Here is a 21,301-nt window from a genome sequence, read left to right as displayed (position 1 = left end):
GGGTGCGCCTGCGCTTCTCCCGTGGAGTCATCGCCATCGCGATCATCGTCGTCGTGCTCGCCGTGGGCATTTCCGTGGGTCTCTACCACCTGCTGAAGAGAACGCCGCAACTGGCGATTCCCGAGGCGAGTTGCACCGTGCGCACCCCCGACGGCGCGCTCGACCTCGACCCCGAGCAGGCACAGATCTCGGCCACCATCGCCGCCGTCGCGGCGCGGCGCAAGCTGCCCGAGCGGGCGGTGGTGATCGCGTACGCGACCGCGATCCAGGAGTCCAAGCTCTTCAACCTCGCCTACGGCGACCGCGATTCGGTGGGCGTGTTCCAGCAGCGCGAGTCGCAGGGCTGGGGCGCCGAGAAGCAGCTCATGGACCCCGTCTATGCCACGAACAAGTTCTTCGCCGCGCTGGTCAAGGTCAAGAACTACCGCAAGATCCCGCTGGCGGAGGCGGCGCAGGCCGTGCAGCGCTCGGCGGGCGGCTATGCGTACGCGCCGCACGAGGCGGACGCCAAGATCCTCGCGGCCGCGTTCACCGGGCGCGTCCCGCAGGCCGTCCACTGCTGGTATCCGACGAGCAAGAGCCCCGCGCCGGAGCCCAAGACCGGCGAGGCACGCAAGCAGCTCGCGCGGGCGCTCGGCAGCACGGCGATCACCTCGAAGAAGCGCGGGTGGCTGATCGCCGCCTGGTCGGTGGCGCACGCCGAGAAATACGCGCTGAGCCGGGTTCGCTACAGCGGGGCCACGTGGTCCAACGACATCGAGGTCGACGGCTGGCAGGCAGGCGGCGCGTCCGGCACCGCCCAGGTCGAACTGTCCTAGCGCGGGCTGAGGTCGCAGCGGGCGTTACGAGGCGCGGCGGACGATGGAGATCGAGCCAGGCGGGAGCGGTTCGGCGTAGCTGGCCGTCCAGGCGCTGCCCTGGATGCGTTCGAAGGACAGCAGCCGCCCGTCCGAGGCCCGGTAGTCGGCGAAGTCCAGCAGCCCCCGGTCAGGGGTGCCGGTGTCGCCTTCGCTCCGGAACGCGGCCGTGCCCCGCTCGATCGGGAAGAACTCCACGCCCTCCATGATCAGCATGCTCTTGGCCGGCACCATGCCCTGCGTGGGCACGTCGTTCCAGAGGAGCACCTCCAACTGCGGCGGCTCGCCCTGAAGCACCTCGACGGAGAGCCACTGGACGCGGCGGGAGGCGGTGCGCAGCAGGAATTCGATCCACTGATGCCCCTGCCACGAGATGTGCATCGCGCCGAGCACGCGCGCGGGCGAGCCGAGCACCGCGATCCGGTCGCCGACCCGGATGGTGCGGGGGTCGGTGTAGTCGGAGCCGGCGTGCCCGGGCGACACGCTCACCGGGGCCGGCAGCGGGGTCTCGATGGGAGCGACCTCGACCGCCGCCGGCGGCGTGCTCGCGCGGCCCTTCCGGTCCTGCCGCATGGTGGCCAAGAAGGCCCCCAGCAGCAGGAGGACGGTCGCGATGCTCAGCCCGAGTACGACCATGGAGGTCATGCTCATCGATCAGCTCGCTCCACTCGCGGTCTGCCTCGGCAATAGCCCTTATCAATTTATGCGTGCCGGCCCGTTTGGTCGGCTATGACGGGGGATCCTACTGGAGGCGGCGCACGGCCGCACCGATGCGCTCATCACTCGCGGTGACGGCGATGCGGATGTGCCGCCCACCTGCCGATCCATAGAAGTCTCCCGGCGCGACCAAAATGCCGATTTCAGAGAGCTTACTCACCTGATCCCAGGCGCTCTGCCCGTTCGACGCCCAGAAGTACAGCCCTGCCGTCGAATGGTCGATGCGCCACCCCGCCCGCTCCAGCACGGGACGCAGCAGGGCCCGGCGCGCGGCGTACAGCTCGCGCTGCGCGTCGGCGTGCGCGTCGTCGCCGAGCGCGGCCGTCATCGCCGCCTGGACGGGGGCGGGCATCATCATGCCCGCGTGCTTGCGGATCTCCAGCAGCCGCTTGACCAGGGCGGGGTCGCCCGTCACGAACCCGGCGCGGTAGCCGGCCAGGTTGGAGCGCTTGGAGAGGGAGTGAACCGCGAGCAGCCCCTCGTGGGAGCCACCGCAGACGTCGGGGTGCAGGATCGAGACCGGCTCCTCTTCCCAGCCCAGCTCGAGGTAGCACTCGTCGGAGGCCACGATCGTGCCGCGCTCGCGGGCCCAGGAGACCACCTTGCGCAGGTGTTCGGCGGGCAGCACCCGCCCCGTGGGGTTGCCCGGTGAGTTGACCCAGAGCAGGTCCACGTGCTCGGGGCCGAGCGCGAGCGTGCTGTCGGAGGCCGTGGCCACCGCACCGGCCAGCCGGGCGCCCACGTCGTAGGTGGGGTAGGCCAGCTCGGGGAAGACCACCCGCTTGGCCCCCAGGTAGGTGGGGAGCCAGGCGACGAACTCCTTGGAGCCGATCAGCGGGAGGACGTCCTGCTGCTCGACGGTGATGCCGTGCCTGCGCCGCAACCACCCGGCCGCGGCCTCACGCAGCGCCTTGGTGCCGTGGGTGACGGGGTAGCCGGGGCTGTTGGCGGCCTGGACGAGGGCGTTCTGTACGACCTCGGGCACGGGATCGATGGGCGTGCCGATCGAGAGATCGACGATGCCGTCGGGATGTGCGAGCGCGCGTTCTTTGTACGGCTCTAGCCGGTCCCAGGGGAAGTCGGGCAGGTTGTTCACGGTTCTCCAGGGTGTTGCGGTGCCGTACCAGCGCTATGACATGCCACATGAGCGGGGCGCATCCGGCAAGGATGCCCCCCGCGCACGGCGTGTCAGGACCGGATCAGTGGTCCTCGCCCTGCGGTGGCAGGGCGGCGACCACCGGGTGGTCCTTCTCGATCTTCCCGACCTTGGATGCACCACCGGGCGAGCCGAGGTCTTCGAAGAAGTCCACGTTCGCCTTGTAGAAGTCCTTCCACTGCTCAGGAAGGTCATCCTCGTAGAAAATCGCCTCGACGGGGCATACAGGCTCACACGCGCCGCAGTCCACGCACTCGTCGGGGTGGATGTAAAGCATGCGCTCGCCCTCGTAGATGCAATCGACGGGGCATTCCTCGATGCACGCCTTGTCCAGGACGTCCACGCAAGGCTGCGCGATGACGTAGGTCACCTCGAGCTCCTTCTTCTCCGCACCATGGCATGACACTGACCGCGGTTTGCTAGGCCCTAGTATTGCCGTGCTTGCCAGCTGGCCGAAACGGAGGGTGGCAAACTCGTGGCCGCACGCTTCGTCATCGCGATCACTAATCAGGATATAGGCGCACGGATCACCACTCGTAGGCGCGTCCCGGGCGGGTTTCGCGACACGGTCGGGGTTCTGGAGTCCTGGGATAGTGGTGTGCTGAAAATACGTAAAAAAGACGGCACGCTGGTGGAAATCTTCGAAGATGCGCTGGTAGCCGCCAAGGTCGTCCCGGCCGCGCCTCCTCGACCCCGGCGAACGTAGCGGTAAGTATTCACTGTGTGACCGTACGTACCTGCGCCGCCGCAGCAGCCATCCTCGCCAGCGCCGGATGCGGCGCGTCGTCCACAGAGTCAACGCCCAAGAACCTGCCACCGGTCAACGTCCAGGCGAGCTCGCTGAAGAGCGGCTTCGCCACCATGGACCGGCTCGTCGAGGCCGCCAAGCGGGAGGGCCAGCTCAACGTGATCGGGCTGCCCCGCGACTGGGTCAACTACGGCGAGGTCATCGACACCTTCGCCGACAAGTACGGGCTCAAGGTCAACGAGCTCGAACCCGGCGCGAGCAGCAAGCGCGAACTGGACGCCGCCGCACAGCTCAAGCCCGACGTGTTCGACCTGACCCTGGACATGGCCGTCCAGAAGGCCGGCAGCTTCGCCCCGTACAAGGTGCAGGGCTGGCAGGACCTCCCCGACGACGTCAAGGATCCCTCCGGCGCCTGGTACGCCGCCTACGGCGGCTACATGTCCATCGGGTACGACCCGCACGCGGTCAAGCCTCCGGCCTCCTTCGCCGACCTGCTGAAGCCCGGTTACCGGGTGGCGCTCGACGGCGACCCGCTGCGCTCGGCCTCGGGGTTCGGCGGCGTGATGGCGGCCTCCATGCGATCCGGGGTCCCGCACCCGGAGCAGGGCGTCGCGTTGTTCGCCAAGCTCAAGCAGGCCGGGCAGCTCACCGAGCCGGCCAAGGCCAACGTGATCGTCGCCTGGGACCACCTGAACGCGGCCCGCAGCGCTGCCAAACCCGAAGACTGGAAGGTCACGATCCCGCGGGACGCGCCGCTCGGCGGCTACCACGTGCAGGCGATCAACAAGGCCGCCCCGCACCCGGCCGCGGCCCGCCTCTGGCAGGAGTTCCTGTTCTCCGACGAGGGCCAGAACCTCCTCCAGAAGGGCTGGGCCCGCCCCGCCCGCGGCGAGGCCATGCTCATGAAGGGCACGCTCGACACCGAGCAGGCCGGGAAGATGCCGAAGGCGCCCGGCCCGCCGGTGCTCATGACGATTCCGCAGGCAGACGCGGCGAAGGCGTACCTCAAGAAGGAGTGGCCCAAGAGCGTGGGATGAGTCCGTTGTGACTTGATATGTCGTAGAGACGTTCAGGCTCTAAAGTGAGCAGACAGCACGGCCACGGGGGCCCGATGTCTGACGAATGAGAGCTGATCGTCTTGCGATACGACACACCGAGCTTGGAGCGGTGGAACAGTCGCGCCTACGACAGCAGTTTCGGCTACGTCTCCACGCAGGGTGCCCCGCTGATCGACCTCCTGGACGCGCGGCCCGGCGAGCGCGTGCTGGACCTCGGGTGCGGCACGGGCGTGCTCACTGCGCAGATCGCCTTCAGGGGCGCGAAGGTGCTCGGCATCGACGGCTCGGCCGCCATGATCGAGAAGGCGCTCGCGCAGCATCCGGGGATCGACTTCATCGTCGGCGACGCACACGACTTCACCGTCGTGGACCCGTACGACGCGGTCTTCTCCAACGCGGCGCTGCACTGGATGAGCCGGGATCCCAGCGCGGTGATCGCCAACGTCCGGGAGTCGCTGACTCCCGGCGGGCGGTTCGTGGCGGAGATGGGCGGGGCCGGCAACTGCGCCGAGCTGACCGCCGCGATGCTGACCGCGTGGCGCGAGTACGGCCTGCGCGAGCCCGAGCTGCCGTGGTACTTTCCCACGCCTGCCGAGTACGCCCGCCGCCTCGAGAAGGAGGGCTTCGTCGTCAGGCTGCTCGAATACTTCGACCGGCCGACCCCCCTCGACGAATGTCCGGGAGGGGCCGCCGACTGGGTGCGCATGTTCGCCGCATCGGTGCTCGAGGGGCTGCCGCCGGAGATCGTGCAGCCCCTGTTGCGTCGTGTCAATGAGCTGGCGGCACCTGCGCTTCGCAGGGAGACTGGCTGGATGGCTGACTACGTGCGCCTACGCTTTGCCGCCGTTCGGCGCTGATGCGTAGTACATGATGCGTAGGGCTGTTTTGCCGGACTATGGTCTGTTCCGTGGGCGGCGAGATTATGGCTGCACCGCTGCGGCGGCGTGAGGGGCTGGTGAACGGAACGGGATGAACTTCTGCCTGAGCGACCTCGTTCCACCGTTGAGGTGGAGCGACGCGTCGACGATCACGCTACTTACCGGGCAGCCGGATCTGCCGGATGCGTGGTGGCGCAGTCTGCCCATGCCGCATGTCCTCGCAGCCATCGGCCCGGAGTCGCTGGGCGAGCTGCTGACGGAGATCGCCCTGGAACACTGGCCCGCGGCGGCGCTGGGCGACGTGCTGCCCGCGCTGCACGTGCTCGACCCGGACGAGGCCGACGAGCCCGCCGTGGCGATCGCGCTCGACCGGGCCGGCTCGTGGACCGGGCTGCTGGCGCTGACCGGCAGGGAGCTGGTGGACCAGCCCTTCATCCATGCGCGCCCGGTGCTCAACACGCTGTTCTCGGCGGTCCTGGTACGTTTCGCGCACCCGCGCGTCGAGACCCCCGCCGAACCGGTGGCCGCGGCCGCACCCGTTGCTGAGACTGCCGCGCCCGTCGCCGAGGATGCGGCCGCGCAAGCGCCTGAGGCGGTCGCCGGCGAACCGGAGGCCGCGCCCGTGGCCGGAGAGCCCGGACCGGGTCTCATCGCGGCGGAGCGCGCACCTGAGCCGACCGCCGAGCCCGCCGAGCCCGCGGCGTTCGCCGCCGCGCCGGCAACGGACGAGCCCGAGCCGGCCGGCCAGGCCTCCGCGCAGGCCGCCCCCGCCATGGACGCCGAGCACCCCGAAACCCAGGGCGAGCAGCCCGCGACTCACGAGAGTGCTGCCTCCCATGAGGGCGCACCCGGCGCCGCCGCGACGGGCGAGGCCGAGTTCGAGGCCGCGCCCGGCCACGACGAGCCTGAAGCCGCGCCCGACCATGCCGCGCACGAGGCCGGCCCGCCGAGCGAGGACGAGCCTGCCTCAGCCGCACCGGCCGAGGACGAGCCTGCCGCAACCGGGCCGGGCGAGCCCGAGGCCGCCGCTGCGCCGGAGCACCCGGTGGCCGATGAGGGCGAGATCGCCGTCGAGGGCGCGCTGCCTGCCGAAGGCTTAGTGCGGGTTGAGGGCGACGTGCCCGTCGAAGGCGACGTGCCCGTCCAAGACGACGTGCCTGCCCAAGACGGCGTGCCCGTCCAAGACGACGTGCCCGTCCAAGACGACGTGCCCGTTGATGGGGCGGTTGCGGAAGGCGAAGCCGAGCCGGTGTTGGACGCCGACGTGGAGCCCGTTTCCGAAGATGCCCCCGAGGCCGAGCCCGTCCCCGTGCTGCACGCCGCCGAGGAGCCCGCCCCCGAGCCGGCGGCCGAGGAGGCCGCCGCGCTGGCCGCGAACGAAATACCAGAGCTCATCGAGGCCGCGTTCGCCGGACTGGACGACAAGAGCTGGGCCGTGGCGCAGAACCGGGTCTTCACGGACGAACCCTCGGCCGTGGACCAGCTCGCCAAGCTCTTCGCCGTCCCGCCCGCCGAGATCTCCGCCACGGAGCACGAGCTCCGCATCCGCCTGGACCAATGGCTGGCCAGCGAGGAGGCGGCGCCGTACCGGGCCTATCTGGACGAGCTGCGCAGGACGCTGGGTCCGGCGGCGCCCAAGGAGCAGTTGATCGGCGCGGCCGACTGGCACAACGTGGAGATCAAGGCGCTGGAGGTCCCCGCCTGGCAGTTCGTCCTGGCGACCCTGCCGTCCCAGCAACAGCCCCAGCAACAGCAGCCGCAGTCGGCGTTCGGTAACGTGCCTCCTCCTCCTCCTCCTCCTCCGCCGCCCGGCCCGCCGCAGTTCCAGGCGTTCTCGCCGGTGGCGCCTCCGGTGGAAGAAGGCAACGGCGCCCCGGGCGAACACAAGCCGTACCAGCCGCTGAAGGACGTCTCCCAGACCAGGCGCTGCTTCAGGCAGCCGGACGGCCGGTGGTGGCTGCGCATCGACGTGACCGCCGAGCAACTGGCGGGCGGCGAGTGCGCGCTGCCGACGGGGTTCGCGTCGTACCTGGGGCTCTCCCCCGGCGAGACCAGAACGGTCAGGAGCGCCGCCGGTGAGCTGAACATGACCTGGCACGGCAGGCCGGTGCTCGAATCCATCGAGCGCCTGCTCGTCGACGTCGGCGCCAAGGAAGGCGGGCACCTGTTCCTGACGCTGTCGGACGAGGGCGTGTTGCGTGCCAGGCATCTGCCGGTGGCCGCGCAGGGCGCCGAGAAGATCACCAAGGCGCTCCGACTGGTCGGGTACACGGCGCCGGGAGGCACACGAGATCAGGCGGCGAGGGTGATCGCCACGAGGATCGGCATGACCGGGCCGGTCAGCCTGCCCGACCTGCTCACCAGGCTCCGCGAACGCGGAGACCGCGATCTGCTAGCTCTCCTGGACTGAGCCGGTGCCGCGGCTCGCGATCGGCCCTGAGTTCCCCGGGCGGCTCGGCGCACTGGCCCAGCCGGTGCGCAGGGACGCCGTGGTCGCGCTGCGCCGGTTCCTGCTGAACGTGTCCGGCGCCCCGCACCCCGAACGGGTCAGGGGCGCCCGGGATCCGCGGGTCGCGACACTGCGGCTGGCCGAGGGGCATCGTGGGGTGGTGGTGCGGCACCGGGACGTGTACTGGCTGCGTACGGTGCTGCCCGACCCCGAGGCCTGGTCGTACGCGCAACGCCACCGGTACGGCGTCAACCCCGTGATCGGCGTCGTCGAGGAATGGGACGCCGCCGCGCTGGAACGGGTCGAGCCCGCACTACGCAGGTCGGTGCGGCCGTCGCGGCTGTTCGACCCGATTTGCGACGGGGACCTGCTCGCGCTCGGCCTGGACGTGCACGCCCTGCCGCTGTTCCGCCTGATCACGACCGAGGCCGACGTGGCCGCGCTCGAACCGCTCCTCCCGCCCACGCAGCACGTCCCGCTCGCCGTGCTGGCCCGCGGCGGCTCGCTCTCCGAGGCCTGGCGCGAGCTGGACGCGTGGCGCGCCTCCGACGCCGAGAGCGGCCCGATCGACCCCGACGACCTGCACACGGCGCTGCTCCGCAGCCCGGACCGCGCGGCGTTCGCGGCCGACAAGGTGGCGCTCGACCGGGTGCTGGAGGCGCCGGAGTGGTGCACGTTCCCGCATCCGGCACAGCACCGGCTGGCCAGGGCCGCCCGCTACGAGCGTCCGGTGCTGGTCATCGGCGGCGCGGGCACCGGCAAGACGATCACCGCTCTGCACCGCGCCGCCCACCTGGCCGCGAACGGCAGCGGTCCCGTCCTGCTCATCACGTTCTCGCAGAGCCTGGCCGAGGAGCTGTCCGTTCGGCTCGACGTGCTGATCGAGGACGAGATCGTCCGCAAGCGGGTCGAGGTCGACAACGTCGAACGCCTGGCCCTGCGCATCGTGGCGGGCGCCGAGGGCCGCCGCCCGGCGCTGGTGGGACCGGGGGCGCGGACGCTGGCCGAGCTGACCGACGAGGCGCTCAGGGTGCTGTCCCTCTCGACCGGTGACCTGCTTGACGACGTGGAGCCCGGGCGCAAGCCGTACCGTCATATCGTGGTGGATGAGGCGCAGGACATCAGCCCGGCGCAGTGGCGGCTGCTGCGGGCGGCGGTGCCGCGCGCGCACGACGACCTGTTCATCGTCGGCGATCCGCACCAGCGGGTCACCGAGACGCGGGTGGTGCTCGGCGCGGTCGGCATCCACGCCGTCCAGCACGCGCTCAGGCTGTCCTACCGGCTGCCGCAGGAGCTGTTGTCCTTCGTGGTCCGGCTGCGGGGCGGCGGCCCCGCGCCCGGTCTGGTGAAGGGCGTGACCGAGATGTACGGCTACCGCGCCACGCACAACGGCGAGCGGCCGATGATCAGGGCGTACGACAGCCCTGACGCGGAGCTGGCCGGGCTGCGCAGAACGATCGAGGCGTGGCTGGCGGAGGGCGTGCCCGCCGGTGAGATCGCCGTCGCCGCCCGCGATCCCAAGCTCGTCCGCGCGGCCAGGCAGGCGCTGGACGGGCTGGACGTGCGGGCCTCGACCTTCCAGCATCTGAAAGGGCTGGAGTTCGAGCGGGTGGCGCTCATCGGCGTGGCGGAGGGCACGGTGCCGGAGCCGCCGCCTGAAGAACCTGGCGCCAGGGCTCGAGCGCTGCAGCGCGAGCGGAGCATACTATTCGTCGCCTGTACGCGGGCCCGTGCGATGCTCTATATCTCCCATTCCGGAAGAGGTAGCCCCTTTATCCCCCTCTGATCACATAGTCTGAACTGCGGATACTTCCCATTGCCGGTTGGACCTCAATGAACCTCAGTCTGAGCGACCTCGCGCCACCCGTGCGCTGGACCTCTCCTGGTCAAATCGCGCCGATCGTGGAGGAGCCACAGCTGCCCGAGGCCTGGTGGCAGGCGATTCCGCTGGACCGCGCGTGTGCCATCGTCGGCACCCACGCCGTGGCGGGCCACCTGGCCGACCTGGCCGTGGCCTGCTGGGGTCACCTCATGCTCGGCGACATCCTGCCGCTGCTGCGCTTCTCCGACCCCGCCGAGGCCGAGCGCACTCCGGAGACGCTCGGCAAGGACGTCGTGCAGAAGCTGTTCAGCGGCGTGTTCGAGCGGCTGCTCGAGCCCGCGCCCGACGCGCTCCCCGCGCCGGCGCGGCCGGACAGGCCTCTGCCCGAGGTGATCGACGAGCTGTTCGCGGCGCTGGACGACCGGCAGCGGGCCATCGCCCGCGACCGGCTGTACGCGGCGCAGCGGGCCACGCTCGACGAGCTGGCGCAGCGGTTCTCGGTGACGCGGGAGCGGATCAGGCAGATCGAGCGCGACCTGCGCGACCACGTGGAGGCCTGGCTCGGCACCCCTGTCGCGGCGCCGCTGGCCGCCCACGTGGCGTGGCTGCGCACGCGGCTGGGCTCCGCCGTTCCCGCCGACGACCTGCAGGCGGCCGTGCCGTGGCACCGCAGCGAGCTGCGGACGCTGGGGATCCCGGTGTGGCGGTTCGTACGCACCCTGCTGACCGGCTACGAGCAGTCCGAAGGCTGGCTGGTGGCGGGCGGGACCGACGAGCTGAGGGAGAAGACGCGCCAGCTGTTCTCCGACGGGCCGCGCCCGCTCGGCGAGGCCGTGTCCATGGTCGCGCAGCTCGGCGTGCGCGAGGACGTGGCCGAGCGGTGGATCCTGGCCGTGCCGCAGCTCCGGGTGCTGGGCCAGCACGTGGTGCCGTGGCCGCGCAGCATCAACGAGAAGGCCGAGGCGGTGCTGGCGGTGGCGGGCTCGCCGCTGTCGCCCGAGGAGATCCAGGAGCGCATCGGCGAGGACTACAGCCTCGTCGGCATCCGCAACCAGCTCACCGCCGACGAGCGCTTCCGCCGGGTCGACCGCAACAAGTACGGCCTGACGAGGTGGGGCGGCGACGAATACCTGGGGATCAGGGAGATGATCGCCAGGGAGATCGAGCGGGCCGGCGGCGAGGCGTCGGTGAGCACGATCGTGACGAACCTGACCTCGAAGTACGACGTCAGCGAGAGCTCGGTACGGGCGTACTCCGGCGGCCCCGGGTTCGAGCGCACGCAGCGGGGCTGGATCCGGGTGGCGGGCACCTCGCCGAGCGGGGAGCCGGAGCCGTACCAGCCGCGCAAGGACGTCTCCGAGACCCGGCGCAGCTTCCGCTCACGCGACGGGCGCTGGTGGCACCGGGTGGACATCAACGCCGAGCACCTGCGCGGGTCGGGGTCGCCGCTGCCCACGGGGTTCGCGGCCTACCTGGGCATGGCGCCCGGCGGGCAGCTGACCGCCTCCGCGCCCTCCGGCGACGTGGTGATCAGCTGGCACAACCAGCCCACCATGGGCTCGATCCGCAACGTGCTGGCCGAGTTCAAGGCGAGCGAGGGCGACCACGTGTTCCTGACCGTGTCGGACGGCGGCGAGCTGCTGACCCGCTACCTGCCGGCCGCGCCCGTCGGGATGCCGCCGATCAACCGGGCTCTCTACCTCTTCGGCTACACCGCGCCGGTCAGCTCGGAGATGGAGGGGCTGCGGCTGATCGGGGCCAGGATCGGGCTGCCCGACACGGCCACGCGCGAGGAGATCCTGGCCCGGCTGCGCGAGCGCGGCGACCGGGACATACTCGGTTTCCTGGGGGGATGACGTTCCTGGGGATGACGCCGAGCTAAGCTCGGCAGATGTTGCGGATCTACGACACGCGGACCAGGCAGGTTGAGGAGATCGCACCCGGGCGGGCGGTGCGGATGTACACCTGCGGACCGACGGTCTACCGCTACGCGCACGTCGGCAACCTGCGCACCTACCTGCTGTCGGACCTGATCAGGCGGGTGCTGGAGCGGCGGCGGGTGCGCGTGCTGGCCTGCCAGAACATCACGGACGTCGGCCACCTGGTGGACGACGACCCCGACACCGATGCCGAACCGGAGACCGGGGCCGAGCCGCAGACCGGGGCGGACCTCGCGGCTGGGGCGGACCCCGGGGCTGGGGCTGGGGCGGACAAGGTCGTGCGGCAGGCGCGGGCCGAGGGGCGCTCCGCGCGGGAGCTGGCGCGCTTCTACGAGGACGCCTTCAGACGCGACACCGCCACGCTGAACCTCCGCCCGCCGGAGCACACGCCGCGCGCGACCGAGACCATCGACCTGATGATCGAGCTGATCGCCAAGCTGATCGAGCAGGGGCACGCGTACGCGGTGCCGGACGGGTCGGTGTTCTTCGACGTACGGACATTTCCCACTTATGGCGAGATTTCCGGAAATCGCCTGGACGACCTCAGGCCCGCCCACCGCATCGACACCGTCGACCCGCGCAAGCGCTTCCACGCCGACTGGGCCCTGTGGAAACCCGCGGACGGCGAGCTGACCTGGGACTCGCCGTGGGGACGCGGGTTCCCCGGCTGGCACGTGGAGTGCTCGGCCATGTCCCTGCGCTTCCTCGGCTCGCACATCGACCTCCACATCGGCGGGATGGACCTGCGCTTCCCGCACCACGAGGACGAGCGGGCCCAGTCCGACGCGGCCGCCGGGCACGAGGTGGTGCGGCACTGGGTGCACGGGGAGCACCTGCTGTTCGAGGGCCGCAAGATGGCCAAGTCCACCGGGAACGTGGTGCTGCTTTCCGATGTGGTGGCGGCCGGTCTCGACCCGCTCGCGGTGCGGATGGCGTTCCTGGAGCACCGATACAGGCAGCAGCTCAACCTGACGTGGGACACGCTGCGGGCCGCCGACCGCACGGTGCGGCGGTGGCGGACGCGCGTGGCCGAGTGGGCGGAGTCGCCGAGCGAGCCCATGGCGGCGGACTACGTGGAGCGCGTCGAGGCGGCCTTCGACGACGACCTGGACACGCCGACGGCGCTGCGGATCCTGCGGGATCTGGAGCGGGACGAATCGGTGGCGCCGGGGGCCAAGTTCGAGTCGTTCCTGCACCTTGATCAGCTGCTGGGGCTGGACCTTTCCACGGAGATCGGCAAGGTGCGCGTGCTGCCCCCGGGCGCCGGGGAACTGCTGGAGGCGCGGGAGCGGGCGCGGGAGGCCAAGGACTGGAAGGAAGCGGACCGGCTCCGCGACGAGTTGGCCGAGCTGGGCGTCCGCGTCTCCGACACCCCAGAGGGTCAGACCTGGGCCTGACGGCGGCTCGCCAGCGGGTGGACCGCCGTCAGGGTGTTCAGGGCGTCAGTTTGAGGGTGTGAACGGCCGCCTTCTTGACCGACTCGGGCTTGGAGTACATCGGCAGCAGACCGCCCCTGGCCCACACCTCCGCCTGATCCCAATAATTGTCGTGGAAGGCGTGCCCCGAGGCGCCCGTCAGATTGATCCACTGGGATTTGTCCAGGTCGGACAGGTCGACGATCATGCGCATGGAGGGCACGGCGGTGACCGCGTAGTCCCTCTGAACATTCCAGCCGGTGGCGTTCACCGCGTCCTTGTTGCCGGGAACCGGGAACGGGCCGCGGTTGAACAACGCCTCCACCGGCGCGATGCCGGAGGTCCCCAGCGACCCGTTGACCAGCTCCAACTGGTGCAGGTCGCGCCAGCGCCAGGACGCGATGTCCGTGCCGAGCCGATCGGCGAGCTCCTGGTACGCCGAGGCCATCGCCTGGCGCAGGATGTCGTCGCGCGTCTCCGTGAGGTTCTTCGTCGTCACGTCATCCCAGAAGGGGTCGTCCGGCAGTTCGAGCAGCCGCCTGATCACCTCATACCAGCGGTCCCCTCCGCTGGCCCTGGCTCCCTCCGGGAGCTCGTCGTTGAACGTCAGCAGGAGGACCTGGCGCCAGACCGCGTTGAAGTACGCGGCCGCGGCGGAATCGAGATCCTGCGTGCCGTCCCACGTCTTCAGCAGCTGCCTGGCCTGCTCGCCGGGCCCCGCCAGATCCACCCGCATCAGCGCCGGGATCAGCGTCTCCGCGAAGCCGTTGTGGGAGTCCTGCTGGATCTTGGACATGGCGGCCGCGTCGACCTTGCCCTTCTTGATCGCCTCCTCGACGAGGTCGCGGATGCGTTCGGAGCGGTAGCCGTACGCCCAGTCCTTGGTGAGCAGCGGTTTGTAGCGTTTGGGATCGATGACGGCGTTGTTGGCCGTGACGATGAACCCGTCCGCCGGATCCTCGACCGACGGGAGCTGGTCGTACGGGATGGGCGCGGCCCTCCAGTCGTACTCGCCCGTCCAGCCGGGGACCGGCCAGGTGCCGTCGCCTTTGTCGCGCACCGGGATGCGGCCTGGGGCCTGGTAGCCGATCTTGCCCGTCGTGTCGGCGTACACCAGGTTCTGGGCGGGCACCTCGAACAACGCCGCGGCGGCCTTGAACTCCTGCCAGTCGGTCGCCCTGTTCAACGCGAAGATGGCGTCGGCGGTCCTGCCCGGTGTCAGCGCCGTCCACTGCAGCGCCACCGCGTTCGCCTCACCGCTGGGCCGGGCGCTGTCGATCACCTCGTTGATCAAAGGCCCGTGCACGGTGCTCTTGACGGTGATCGTGACGGGGGCGCCGCCGGCCACCTTGATCTGCTCCTGCCGGGTCTCGAGCTTCACCTGCTCGCCCTTGTACAGGTACGTGTCGCCGTCCACCTTCTCCAGGAACAGGTCGGCCACGTCGGGACCGAGGTTCGTGAAGCCCCACGCGATCTTGTCCGTGTGCCCGATGACCACGCCGGGAACGCCGGAGAAGGTGAATCCCGTCACGTCGTACGAGCACTCCTCCGTGATCTTCCGGCAGTGCAGCCCCGCCTGGTACCAGACGGACGGCATCTGCGCGGACAGGTGCGGGTCGTTGACCAGCAGCGGCTTGCCACCGGCCGTGTGGTCGCCGGAGATCACCCACGAGTTCGACCCGATGCCCTCGCGATCCTCCGTGCCCATCGTGCTCGGCACGGCGTCCAGCGTCTTGGCCGCCTGCGTGAGTGCCGCGGTGGCGCGCAGCCGCGGCTCGGCCCGCTGGTCGAAGCGGCCCTGGTCGATCGTGCCCTCGGTGACGATCGGGGAGTGCCGGTCGTACGGATAGCCGGGGTAGAGCTGCTCGACCCGCTCCCTGGGCAGCTTGGTCAGCGCCAGCGCGCGGTCGATCTCGTCCTCCATGTTGGAGCGCAGGTCCCACGCCATGGCCTTCAGCCAGGACAGGGAGTCCAGCGCGGTCCACGGCTCCGGTTGGTAGTCGCCGTTCTGGAGCTTGAGCACGGAGTATTCGAGGCTGCGGTCGGAGGCGTTCGGGTTGGCGCTGAGCCAGGCGTTGACGCCCTTCGCGTACGCGTTGAGGTAGTCCTGGGTCTGCTTGGCCAGCTCCGGCAGCTCCCGTTCGGCGACCCTGCGCCAGCCCATGGTCCGCAGGGCCTTGTCGGTGCCGAGCGTCGACTTCCCGAAGAGCTCGGAGAGCCGCCCCGCGGTCGTGTGGCGCCGGAAGTCCATCTCGTAGAAGCGGTCCTGAGCGTGGACGAATCCCTGGGCCATGAAGAGGTCGGCGGCACTGTCGGCATAGATGTGCGGGATTCCCGATTTATCACGATAAATCTCCACATTCCCGGTTAATCCGGGTAACCGCAGCGTGCCATCCACCTGCGGGAACGACTTCCGCACGGTGTAGACGAGGACGCCTGCCAGCACGAGTGCCAGGGCGAGAAGAACGGTCAACACCCGAGCGAACCACCGCAACGGCCACGGCATCCACGCATAGGGTCTCACCGACACCTCCATCTTGCCGAAAACTGGCACTAAGTCTGACAGCCTGCGATCACTCCTCCGGCCCCTTCGCGCCCTTCGCAGCGGACTCTGAGGCGGCCCCATCGGGGCTGCCACGCTGACTCCAGGAGTCAACCCCTGGATCTTCGCCACCACAGCGGCGCCCGCGGATAACCGCCGTCCTCCAGGTCGGCGAGGCGCTCGAAGGGGTTGTACGAAGCCAGGTTCCCGCACACCATGACCGAGACCAGCATGGCCAGCAGATAGAGCGGCAGCATGGGCAGCCCGAGGCACCAGGCCCACTGCGTGGCATGCCGCCCTTCGTGGCGAACGAGCTGGTCACTCAGCGAATCCCACTTGGTCAGGACGACGTTTCCCACGGTGAACGCCCCTGCGATGGGGAAGTTGTAGCGGTAGCCGAAGGCGAGGATGAGTCCGTCCGGGCCGGGCCGCCTGGTCGTGCCACCGATGATCGAGATCAGCAAACCGAGCGGCGTGGCGAGATTGAGGTAGTTCACCGTACGCCGGAACCAGAAGCGCCTGTCCATGCGTCTCAGTCTTGACCAATCTTGACAAGTCGGAATAATGATCAGGGTCCTGAAATCTCCTACAAGAGCAGGATTATGAGATTCTCCATCCTGGGCGCGCTGCTGGGCACCGTCGCACTGGCAGGAGCCGGCGGAATCGCGATCACCCAGACGTCAGCGACCGATCCCCTACGACTCACTGAGACTCCCCCCGACGCACGGGTGGTGTTAGCCACCGAACCCGTCCCCTCGGAAAGTCCCACGGCCGGGGAGTACACCGTCACGACGGCGGTGGTCAAGAAGAAGGGCATTTCCTATCTGAATGTCTCCGTCGAGTACGACGGAGCCGCCATCTTCGGCGTCAAGCAGAGGGTGTGCAAGCGCGGCTCGTGCAAGACGGCGAGCGTCGGCCTCCCGGTCACCACGGGAGCCGGCGAGTCCGCGACCAAGCTGGGCAGGGGCACGTACAAGAAACGCGGCCAGGCCGCCGTCACCATGACGCCCCTGCCGACCGTGACGGTCACCGAACCAGGTCCCACGGTCACGGTCACCGAGCCCGGCCCGACGGTCACGGAAACGTTCACCTGTCAGCCGAGCGCCGAGCCGACGGAAACCCTCCCGCCGACCGAGCTCCCCACAGAGACCGTGACTCCGCCGGTGCCACCGACGGACACCGCGTCGCCATCGGTGCCACCGACGGACACCGTGTCGCCATCGGTGCCACCGACGCCGACGGAAACCCCCACCCCAACCCCGACAGCCACACTGACCGAGAGTCCGACCGCGACCCCGACGGACGTTCCGACCAACGTTCCGACCGACGTCCCGACCGGCACCGTGTCGCCGACGGTACCTCCGACGGAGATCCCCGTCTGCCCGCCGCCGGAGACCCCGACCGAGGAACCCACGGCGACCCTGACGGAGACGCCGCCCCCGACGGAGACGCCGACCGGCGTGCCGACGGAGACCCCCACCACGACACCATCGGAATCAGTCAGCGCTCCCGCCCAGTAACACGGGAGTCGACGACCGGCTGATCGGGCCAGGCCACCGCGCCTGGCCCGATTCATGCCTAGAGCGTTTTGTACCGGCCCTCGTGATAAAGGAGCGGCGGCCCGTCGGACGGCGTGTCCAGCGCGGTCACGCCGCCCACCACGATCGAGTGGTCCCCGCCGTCGTGCACGGCCGTGGTGGCGCACTCCACCGTGGCGATCGCCCCGTCGAACAGCGCCACCCCCGACTCCCCGCGATGGTGCGGCCACCGGGCCAGTTGCCCGTTCAGCGGACGCCCCCGGTGGGCGAAGAACCGCGAGGCGTCCTCCATCGAGACGGGCAGCACGGAGACCCCCCACACCCCCGCCGTCATCACCGCGTCATGGAAGCGGGATACCTTCTCCGCGCAGAACAGCACGAGCAACGGGTCGAGTGAGACGGAGGTGAAGGAGTTGACCGTCATCGCGTGATCGATGTCGCCGAGCCTGGTCGTGACGATCGCGACTCCGGTGGCGAAGCGGCCGACGACCTTGCGATACGTTCCAGGGTCCGCTGGCCGCTCTGTCGAATGCACGACGCCAACTTTATGCCGTTACATGGAATTCTTTTGAGGGTACCCACGCAGAAGCCACGATTGACCCCCTGACGTGGGCGAAAGCAAGTAGGCAGCCACGAGAGCCGCCAATCCCCCGTACAGGTAGACATAGCCGGGTGCGCCCTGCGCGATCACCAGATCCCCCTGCCCCAGCTCCAGCGTGAACGGCATCGTCACCAGCAGCCACCCGACCGCCGTCGCGACGACCCCGAGCCGGGCGCGCATCAGCTTGCCCGCCCCCAGGCACACCGTGAACAACGCCAGCACCCACACGACGGCCGCGACCGGGATCGGGCCCGCCTGCCACACCGGATGCGTGAACCCGCCCACGACGCCCATGACGACCCCCAGCACGAACAGCATGCCGTAGGCCGCCCCACCCAGCGCCGACTCGGCCTGGCCGCGATGCTCCATGGGCAACGAGGTTAGTGGATGCCCGCGAAGAGATCGTTCTCCCGGTTGTGCGGTTCGCCCAGACCGCCTGCCTCGACGGGCGGTCCTGGCACCGGCGGCCCCGGCACGCCCATGGCCAGGATGTAGTGCTCGACGCCCAGGACCTCCTGGCCGATGTTGTTGGACAGCGCGAACCACGGCGCGGCCACGCTGATCTGCGTGGCGTGCGCGCGCATGGCGTCGATCTTGTTTCTGAGCCACGGGCGCGCGTCGATCTCGGTGGTGATGTCCTCGTCCCGGCTGCCGAACGGCATGTCGTCCACGTTCTCGGTGATGAAGCCGACGTCGGCCGTGCGCATCGCCTCGGCCGCGCGCTCCATGACGGACCTGGGCACGGCCGTGTGGTAGAACTTCGCGATCTGCCACGGCTCGCCCTCGCCGTAGTCCGGTTTCGCGGCCAGCTCGAACGCCCTGCGCGAAACGCGGTGGGCCTGAATGTGGTCGGGGTGGCCGTAGAAGCCGTTGTCGTCGTAGGTGACCAGCACCTGCGGCCGCACCTCGCGGATGATCTTGACCAACTCGCCCGCCGCCTCGTCGAGGTCGGCCTGCCAGAACGCCTTCGGGTGGTCGTTGGAGGCCACGCCCATCATCCCGGAGTCCCGCCAGTGCCCCGGCCCGCCGAGGAAACGGTGGTCCTCGACGCCGAGCGCCCGGCAGGCGGCCTCGAGCTCGCCGATCCGGTGGGGGCCCAGCGCGTCGTCCTGGTCGGCGGCCAGATGGGCGAGGTCCGCGGGGATGACCTCCCCCTCCTCGCCCAGCGTGCAGGTCACCAGCGTGACGTGGGCGCCCTCGGCGGCGTATTTCGCCATGGTGGCACCGGTGCCGATCGACTCGTCGTCCGGATGGGCGTGCACGAGCAGGAGCCGTCGATCAGTCATGATGCCGAGCGTAGCAATGGCAGGATTGAGGCCATGAGCGAGAGCTTCCCGCGCCTGTCTGCCCGGACCCGCCGGTTCACCCTCGGGGTGCCCAGGGGCTTCACGATCTCCCCGGACGGCGGCCGGGTGATCTTCCTGCGGACGAGGTCGGGCACCGATCCGGTGACCTGCCTATGGGAGCTGGACACGGAGACGCATGTCGAGCGCCTGGTCGTCGACCCGCGTACGCTCCACGGCGACGAGGAGGACCTGCCGCCGGAGGAGCGGGCCCGGCGCGAGCGCAGCCGGGAGGCGGCGGGCGGCGTGGTCGCGTACGCCACCGACACCGCCGTCACCAGGGCCGGCTTCGCCCTGTCCGGCAGCCTCTACGTCGTCGAGCTGCGCACCGGCGAGGCCCGCAGGCTGGAGACGCCGGGCGCGGTGATCGACCCCCGCCTGTCCCCAGATGGGCGACATGTCGCCTATGTCACCGGCGGTGCTCTGCACGTGCAGGATCTGAGTTCCGGCGCGGACCGCGCGCTGGCGACACCGGAGTCGGAGACTGTGACATACGGTCTGGCCGAGTTCATCGCCGCCGAGGAGATGGACCGGATGCGCGGCTACTGGTGGGCGCCGTCGAGCGACGCGCTGCTGGCCGAGCGCGTGGACGAGGCGCCGGTACGCGTCTGGCACATCGCCGACCCGGCCAATCCCGACCGGGCCGCCACGGCCCAGCGCTACCCCGCCGCCGGGACGCCCAACGCGAACACCGAGCTCTACGTGCTGGGCCTGGACGGATCGCGGGTCGCGGTGCCGTACGCGGAGGAATACCTGACGACGGCGGCCTGGGACTCCCACGCGCTGTCGATCGTGACGCTGACGCGCGACCAGAAGACGATGCGGCTCTTCACCGTGGACCCGGCGACCGGCGCCGGCACGCTCATACGCGAGGACGCCGACCCGGCCTGGGTCGACATCGTCACCGGCGTGCCCGCGCACCTCGACGACGGGACGCTGGTCTGGGTGGCGAACGCTGAGGGCGGTCATCGCCTCTTCGTGGGCGACCGCCCGGTCACCCCGCCGACGCTGCAGGTCAGGGCCGTCCTCGACGTCGATCACGACAGCGTGCTGTTCAGCGCGAGCGGCGACCCGACCGAGATCCAGCTGTGGACCTGGGACGGGCATTCGCTGCTGCCGGTCTCGACCCGTTCCGGGGTGTTCTCTGGGCGGATGTCCGGCGGGGTGGGCGTGCTGACCGAGCAGAGCCTGGACACCGAGGGCGTCTCGACCACGGTCGTGAAGCGCGACGGCATGGCCGTTCCGATCCCCTCATACGCCGAGCGTCCCGGCCTGGACCTGCGGGTCTCGATCGGCCGCTCGGGCCGCCGCGAGCTCGCCACCGCCGTGGTGCTGCCCTCCTGGCACGAGCAGGGCTCAGGGAAGCTGCCCGTCCTCATGGATCCGTACGGCGGCCCGCACGCGCAGCGCGTGCTCAACCGGCGCGGCGCGTTCCTGGAGAGCCAGTGGTTCGCCGAGCAGGGCTTCGCCGTCGTCGTGGCCGACGGCCGCGGCACCCCGGGCAGGGGCACCGACTTCGAGCGGGCCGTGCTCAACGACCTGGCGACCCCGGCGCTCGAGGACCAGATCGACGCCCTGCAGGGCGTGGCCGAACAGTACGGCGACGACCTCGACCTGACGAAGGTGGCCATTCGCGGCTGGTCGTTCGGCGGCTTCCTGGCCGCGCTGGCGGTGCTGCGACGTCCTGACGTGTTCCACGCGGCCGTGGCGGGGGCGCCGGTGACGGACTGGCGGCTGTACGACACGTGCTACACCGAGCGCTACCTCGGCCATCCTGACGAGCAACCGGACGTGTACGAGAACTCCTCGCTGTTCGCGGACGCGGCCAAGCTCGAACGCCCGCTGCTGCTGATCCACGGCCTGGCCGACGACAACGTCGTGGCCGCCCACACCCTCCGCCTGTCCTCGGCCCTGCTCGCGGCCGGCCGCCAGCACAGCGTGCTGCCGCTGTCCGGCGTGACCCACATGACGCCCCAGGAGGTCGTGGCGGAGAACCTGCTGCTGCTCCAGGTGGACTTCCTGAAGAAATCGCTCGGCGTGATTTCGTAAGACGCGGCGGCGCCCGGCCTGACTGCCACGCGGGCGCCGCCGCGTCGCACGGCGTGACTCCGTAAAACGCGGCGGCACCCAGCCTGACCGCCAAGCGGGCGCCGCTGTCGGACCGAGGTTTGACAACCCCTGGTACGACCTCCCGCCCCGAAAAACCAAACCCCAGTCCGACGCGATCCCACGCCCCG

General features: G+C 70.1%; 18 protein-coding genes. 10 read left to right on the top strand and 8 right to left on the bottom strand.

Annotated elements, in window-relative coordinates; genetic code table 11:
• Positions 1-2 precede the first annotated feature (2 nt).
• Positions 3-818, top strand: coding sequence for a hypothetical protein (locus tag ACTMTI_RS22495; protein WP_441122423.1), 816 nt, complete (start codon positions 3-5; stop codon positions 816-818).
• 24 nt (positions 819-842) lie between these two features.
• Here ACTMTI_RS22495 and ACTMTI_RS22490 read toward each other — a convergent pair whose 3' ends face one another.
• The 3 genes from ACTMTI_RS22490 to fdxA form a co-directional block, all read right to left on the bottom strand.
• Complete coding sequence (locus tag ACTMTI_RS22490; protein ID WP_441122422.1) at positions 843-1,508, bottom strand: DUF4178 domain-containing protein; 666 nt, start codon at positions 1,506-1,508, stop codon at positions 843-845.
• Between the two features lie 91 nt (positions 1,509-1,599).
• Entirely contained in the window at positions 1,600-2,670 is a 1,071-nt protein-coding gene (gene dapC / locus ACTMTI_RS22485; RefSeq protein ID WP_441122421.1) for a succinyldiaminopimelate transaminase, read from the bottom strand.
• A gap of 103 nt (positions 2,671-2,773) precedes the next feature.
• Positions 2,774-3,100: a ferredoxin gene (gene fdxA, locus ACTMTI_RS22480; RefSeq protein WP_106240826.1), complete on the bottom strand. Its 327-nt coding sequence runs from the start codon at positions 3,098-3,100 to the stop codon at positions 2,774-2,776.
• Positions 3,101-3,205: 105 nt separating this feature from the next.
• Between fdxA and ACTMTI_RS22475 the strand changes: the two genes are divergently transcribed.
• The 7 genes from ACTMTI_RS22475 to cysS all read left to right on the top strand — a co-directional run bounded on the left by ACTMTI_RS22475 (position 3,206) and on the right by cysS (position 13,022).
• Positions 3,206-3,436 (top strand): putative acetyltransferase, encoded by a 231-nt coding sequence (locus tag ACTMTI_RS22475; RefSeq protein ID WP_441122419.1) that lies wholly within the window; start codon positions 3,206-3,208, stop codon positions 3,434-3,436.
• Between the two features lie 17 nt (positions 3,437-3,453).
• Positions 3,454-4,515 (top strand): ABC transporter substrate-binding protein, encoded by a 1,062-nt coding sequence (locus ACTMTI_RS22470; RefSeq protein WP_441122418.1) that lies wholly within the window; start codon positions 3,454-3,456, stop codon positions 4,513-4,515.
• A gap of 101 nt (positions 4,516-4,616) precedes the next feature.
• Positions 4,617-5,393 (top strand): class I SAM-dependent methyltransferase, encoded by a 777-nt coding sequence (locus ACTMTI_RS22465; RefSeq protein WP_441122417.1) that lies wholly within the window; start codon positions 4,617-4,619, stop codon positions 5,391-5,393.
• Positions 5,394-5,619: 226 nt separating this feature from the next.
• On the top strand, positions 5,620-7,824 hold the full coding sequence (locus tag ACTMTI_RS22460) for a hypothetical protein (protein ID WP_441122416.1): 2,205 nt from the start codon (positions 5,620-5,622) through the stop codon (positions 7,822-7,824).
• A 4-nt stretch (positions 7,825-7,828) separates the two neighbouring features.
• Positions 7,829-9,649, top strand: coding sequence for a UvrD-helicase domain-containing protein (locus ACTMTI_RS22455; protein ID WP_441122415.1), 1,821 nt, complete (start codon positions 7,829-7,831; stop codon positions 9,647-9,649).
• Positions 9,650-9,765: 116 nt separating this feature from the next.
• Complete coding sequence (locus ACTMTI_RS22450) at positions 9,766-11,541, top strand: sigma factor-like helix-turn-helix DNA-binding protein (protein ID WP_441122414.1); 1,776 nt, start codon at positions 9,766-9,768, stop codon at positions 11,539-11,541.
• 35 nt (positions 11,542-11,576) lie between these two features.
• The gene (gene cysS / locus ACTMTI_RS22445; protein ID WP_441122413.1) at positions 11,577-13,022 is read left to right on the top strand and encodes a cysteine--tRNA ligase; all 1,446 of its coding nucleotides are present in this window, start codon (positions 11,577-11,579) and stop codon (positions 13,020-13,022) included.
• 37 nt (positions 13,023-13,059) lie between these two features.
• Here cysS and ACTMTI_RS22440 read toward each other — a convergent pair whose 3' ends face one another.
• Positions 13,060-15,546 (bottom strand): penicillin acylase family protein, encoded by a 2,487-nt coding sequence (locus tag ACTMTI_RS22440; protein WP_441122480.1) that lies wholly within the window; start codon positions 15,544-15,546, stop codon positions 13,060-13,062.
• A gap of 146 nt (positions 15,547-15,692) precedes the next feature.
• Positions 15,693-16,109: a hypothetical protein gene (locus ACTMTI_RS22435; RefSeq protein ID WP_441122412.1), complete on the bottom strand. Its 417-nt coding sequence runs from the start codon at positions 16,107-16,109 to the stop codon at positions 15,693-15,695.
• Positions 16,110-16,184: 75 nt separating this feature from the next.
• Between ACTMTI_RS22435 and ACTMTI_RS22430 the strand changes: the two genes are divergently transcribed.
• A complete protein-coding gene (locus ACTMTI_RS22430) occupies positions 16,185-17,102 on the top strand; it encodes a hypothetical protein (RefSeq protein ID WP_441122411.1) in 918 nt (305 codons plus the stop codon).
• 58 nt (positions 17,103-17,160) lie between these two features.
• Here ACTMTI_RS22430 and ACTMTI_RS22425 read toward each other — a convergent pair whose 3' ends face one another.
• Genes ACTMTI_RS22425 through mshB form a run of 3 tightly spaced genes read right to left on the bottom strand, consistent with a single transcriptional unit; the run spans position 17,161 to position 19,007 of the window.
• Complete coding sequence (locus tag ACTMTI_RS22425; RefSeq protein WP_441122410.1) at positions 17,161-17,655, bottom strand: flavin reductase family protein; 495 nt, start codon at positions 17,653-17,655, stop codon at positions 17,161-17,163.
• 18 nt (positions 17,656-17,673) lie between these two features.
• Entirely contained in the window at positions 17,674-18,090 is a 417-nt protein-coding gene (locus tag ACTMTI_RS22420) for a DUF6113 family protein (protein ID WP_441122409.1), read from the bottom strand.
• Positions 18,091-18,101: 11 nt separating this feature from the next.
• Positions 18,102-19,007, bottom strand: coding sequence for an N-acetyl-1-D-myo-inositol-2-amino-2-deoxy-alpha-D-glucopyranoside deacetylase (gene mshB / locus ACTMTI_RS22415; protein WP_441122408.1), 906 nt, complete (start codon positions 19,005-19,007; stop codon positions 18,102-18,104).
• A gap of 33 nt (positions 19,008-19,040) precedes the next feature.
• Between mshB and ACTMTI_RS22410 the strand changes: the two genes are divergently transcribed.
• A complete protein-coding gene (locus tag ACTMTI_RS22410) occupies positions 19,041-21,113 on the top strand; it encodes a prolyl oligopeptidase family serine peptidase (RefSeq protein ID WP_441122407.1) in 2,073 nt (690 codons plus the stop codon).
• The last annotated feature ends 188 nt before the right edge of the window (positions 21,114-21,301 follow it).

Origin of the sequence: Nonomuraea sp. H19, assembly GCF_052068215.1 — a bacterium.
Taxonomy (GTDB): domain Bacteria; phylum Actinomycetota; class Actinomycetes; order Streptosporangiales; family Streptosporangiaceae; genus Nonomuraea.
The sequence above is the reverse complement of the archived record's forward strand: the minus strand, read 5'-3'. Positions and strand labels throughout refer to the sequence as shown.

Coding starts and splice junctions, on each gene's coding strand:
- ACTMTI_RS22440 (WP_441122480.1), bottom strand. CDS start 15,546: ATGCCGTGGCCGTTGCGGTGGTTCGCTCGGGTGTTGACCGTTCTTCTC.
- ACTMTI_RS22435 (WP_441122412.1), bottom strand. CDS start 16,109: ATGGACAGGCGCTTCTGGTTCCGGCGTACGGTGAACTACCTCAATCTC.
- ACTMTI_RS22430 (WP_441122411.1), top strand. CDS start 16,185: ATGAGATTCTCCATCCTGGGCGCGCTGCTGGGCACCGTCGCACTGGCA.
- cysS (WP_441122413.1), top strand. CDS start 11,577: ATGTTGCGGATCTACGACACGCGGACCAGGCAGGTTGAGGAGATCGCA.
- mshB (WP_441122408.1), bottom strand. CDS start 19,007: ATGACTGATCGACGGCTCCTGCTCGTGCACGCCCATCCGGACGACGAG.
- ACTMTI_RS22460 (WP_441122416.1), top strand. CDS start 5,620: ATGCCGCATGTCCTCGCAGCCATCGGCCCGGAGTCGCTGGGCGAGCTG.
- ACTMTI_RS22490 (WP_441122422.1), bottom strand. CDS start 1,508: ATGAGCATGACCTCCATGGTCGTACTCGGGCTGAGCATCGCGACCGTC.
- ACTMTI_RS22410 (WP_441122407.1), top strand. CDS start 19,041: ATGAGCGAGAGCTTCCCGCGCCTGTCTGCCCGGACCCGCCGGTTCACC.
- ACTMTI_RS22420 (WP_441122409.1), bottom strand. CDS start 18,090: ATGGAGCATCGCGGCCAGGCCGAGTCGGCGCTGGGTGGGGCGGCCTAC.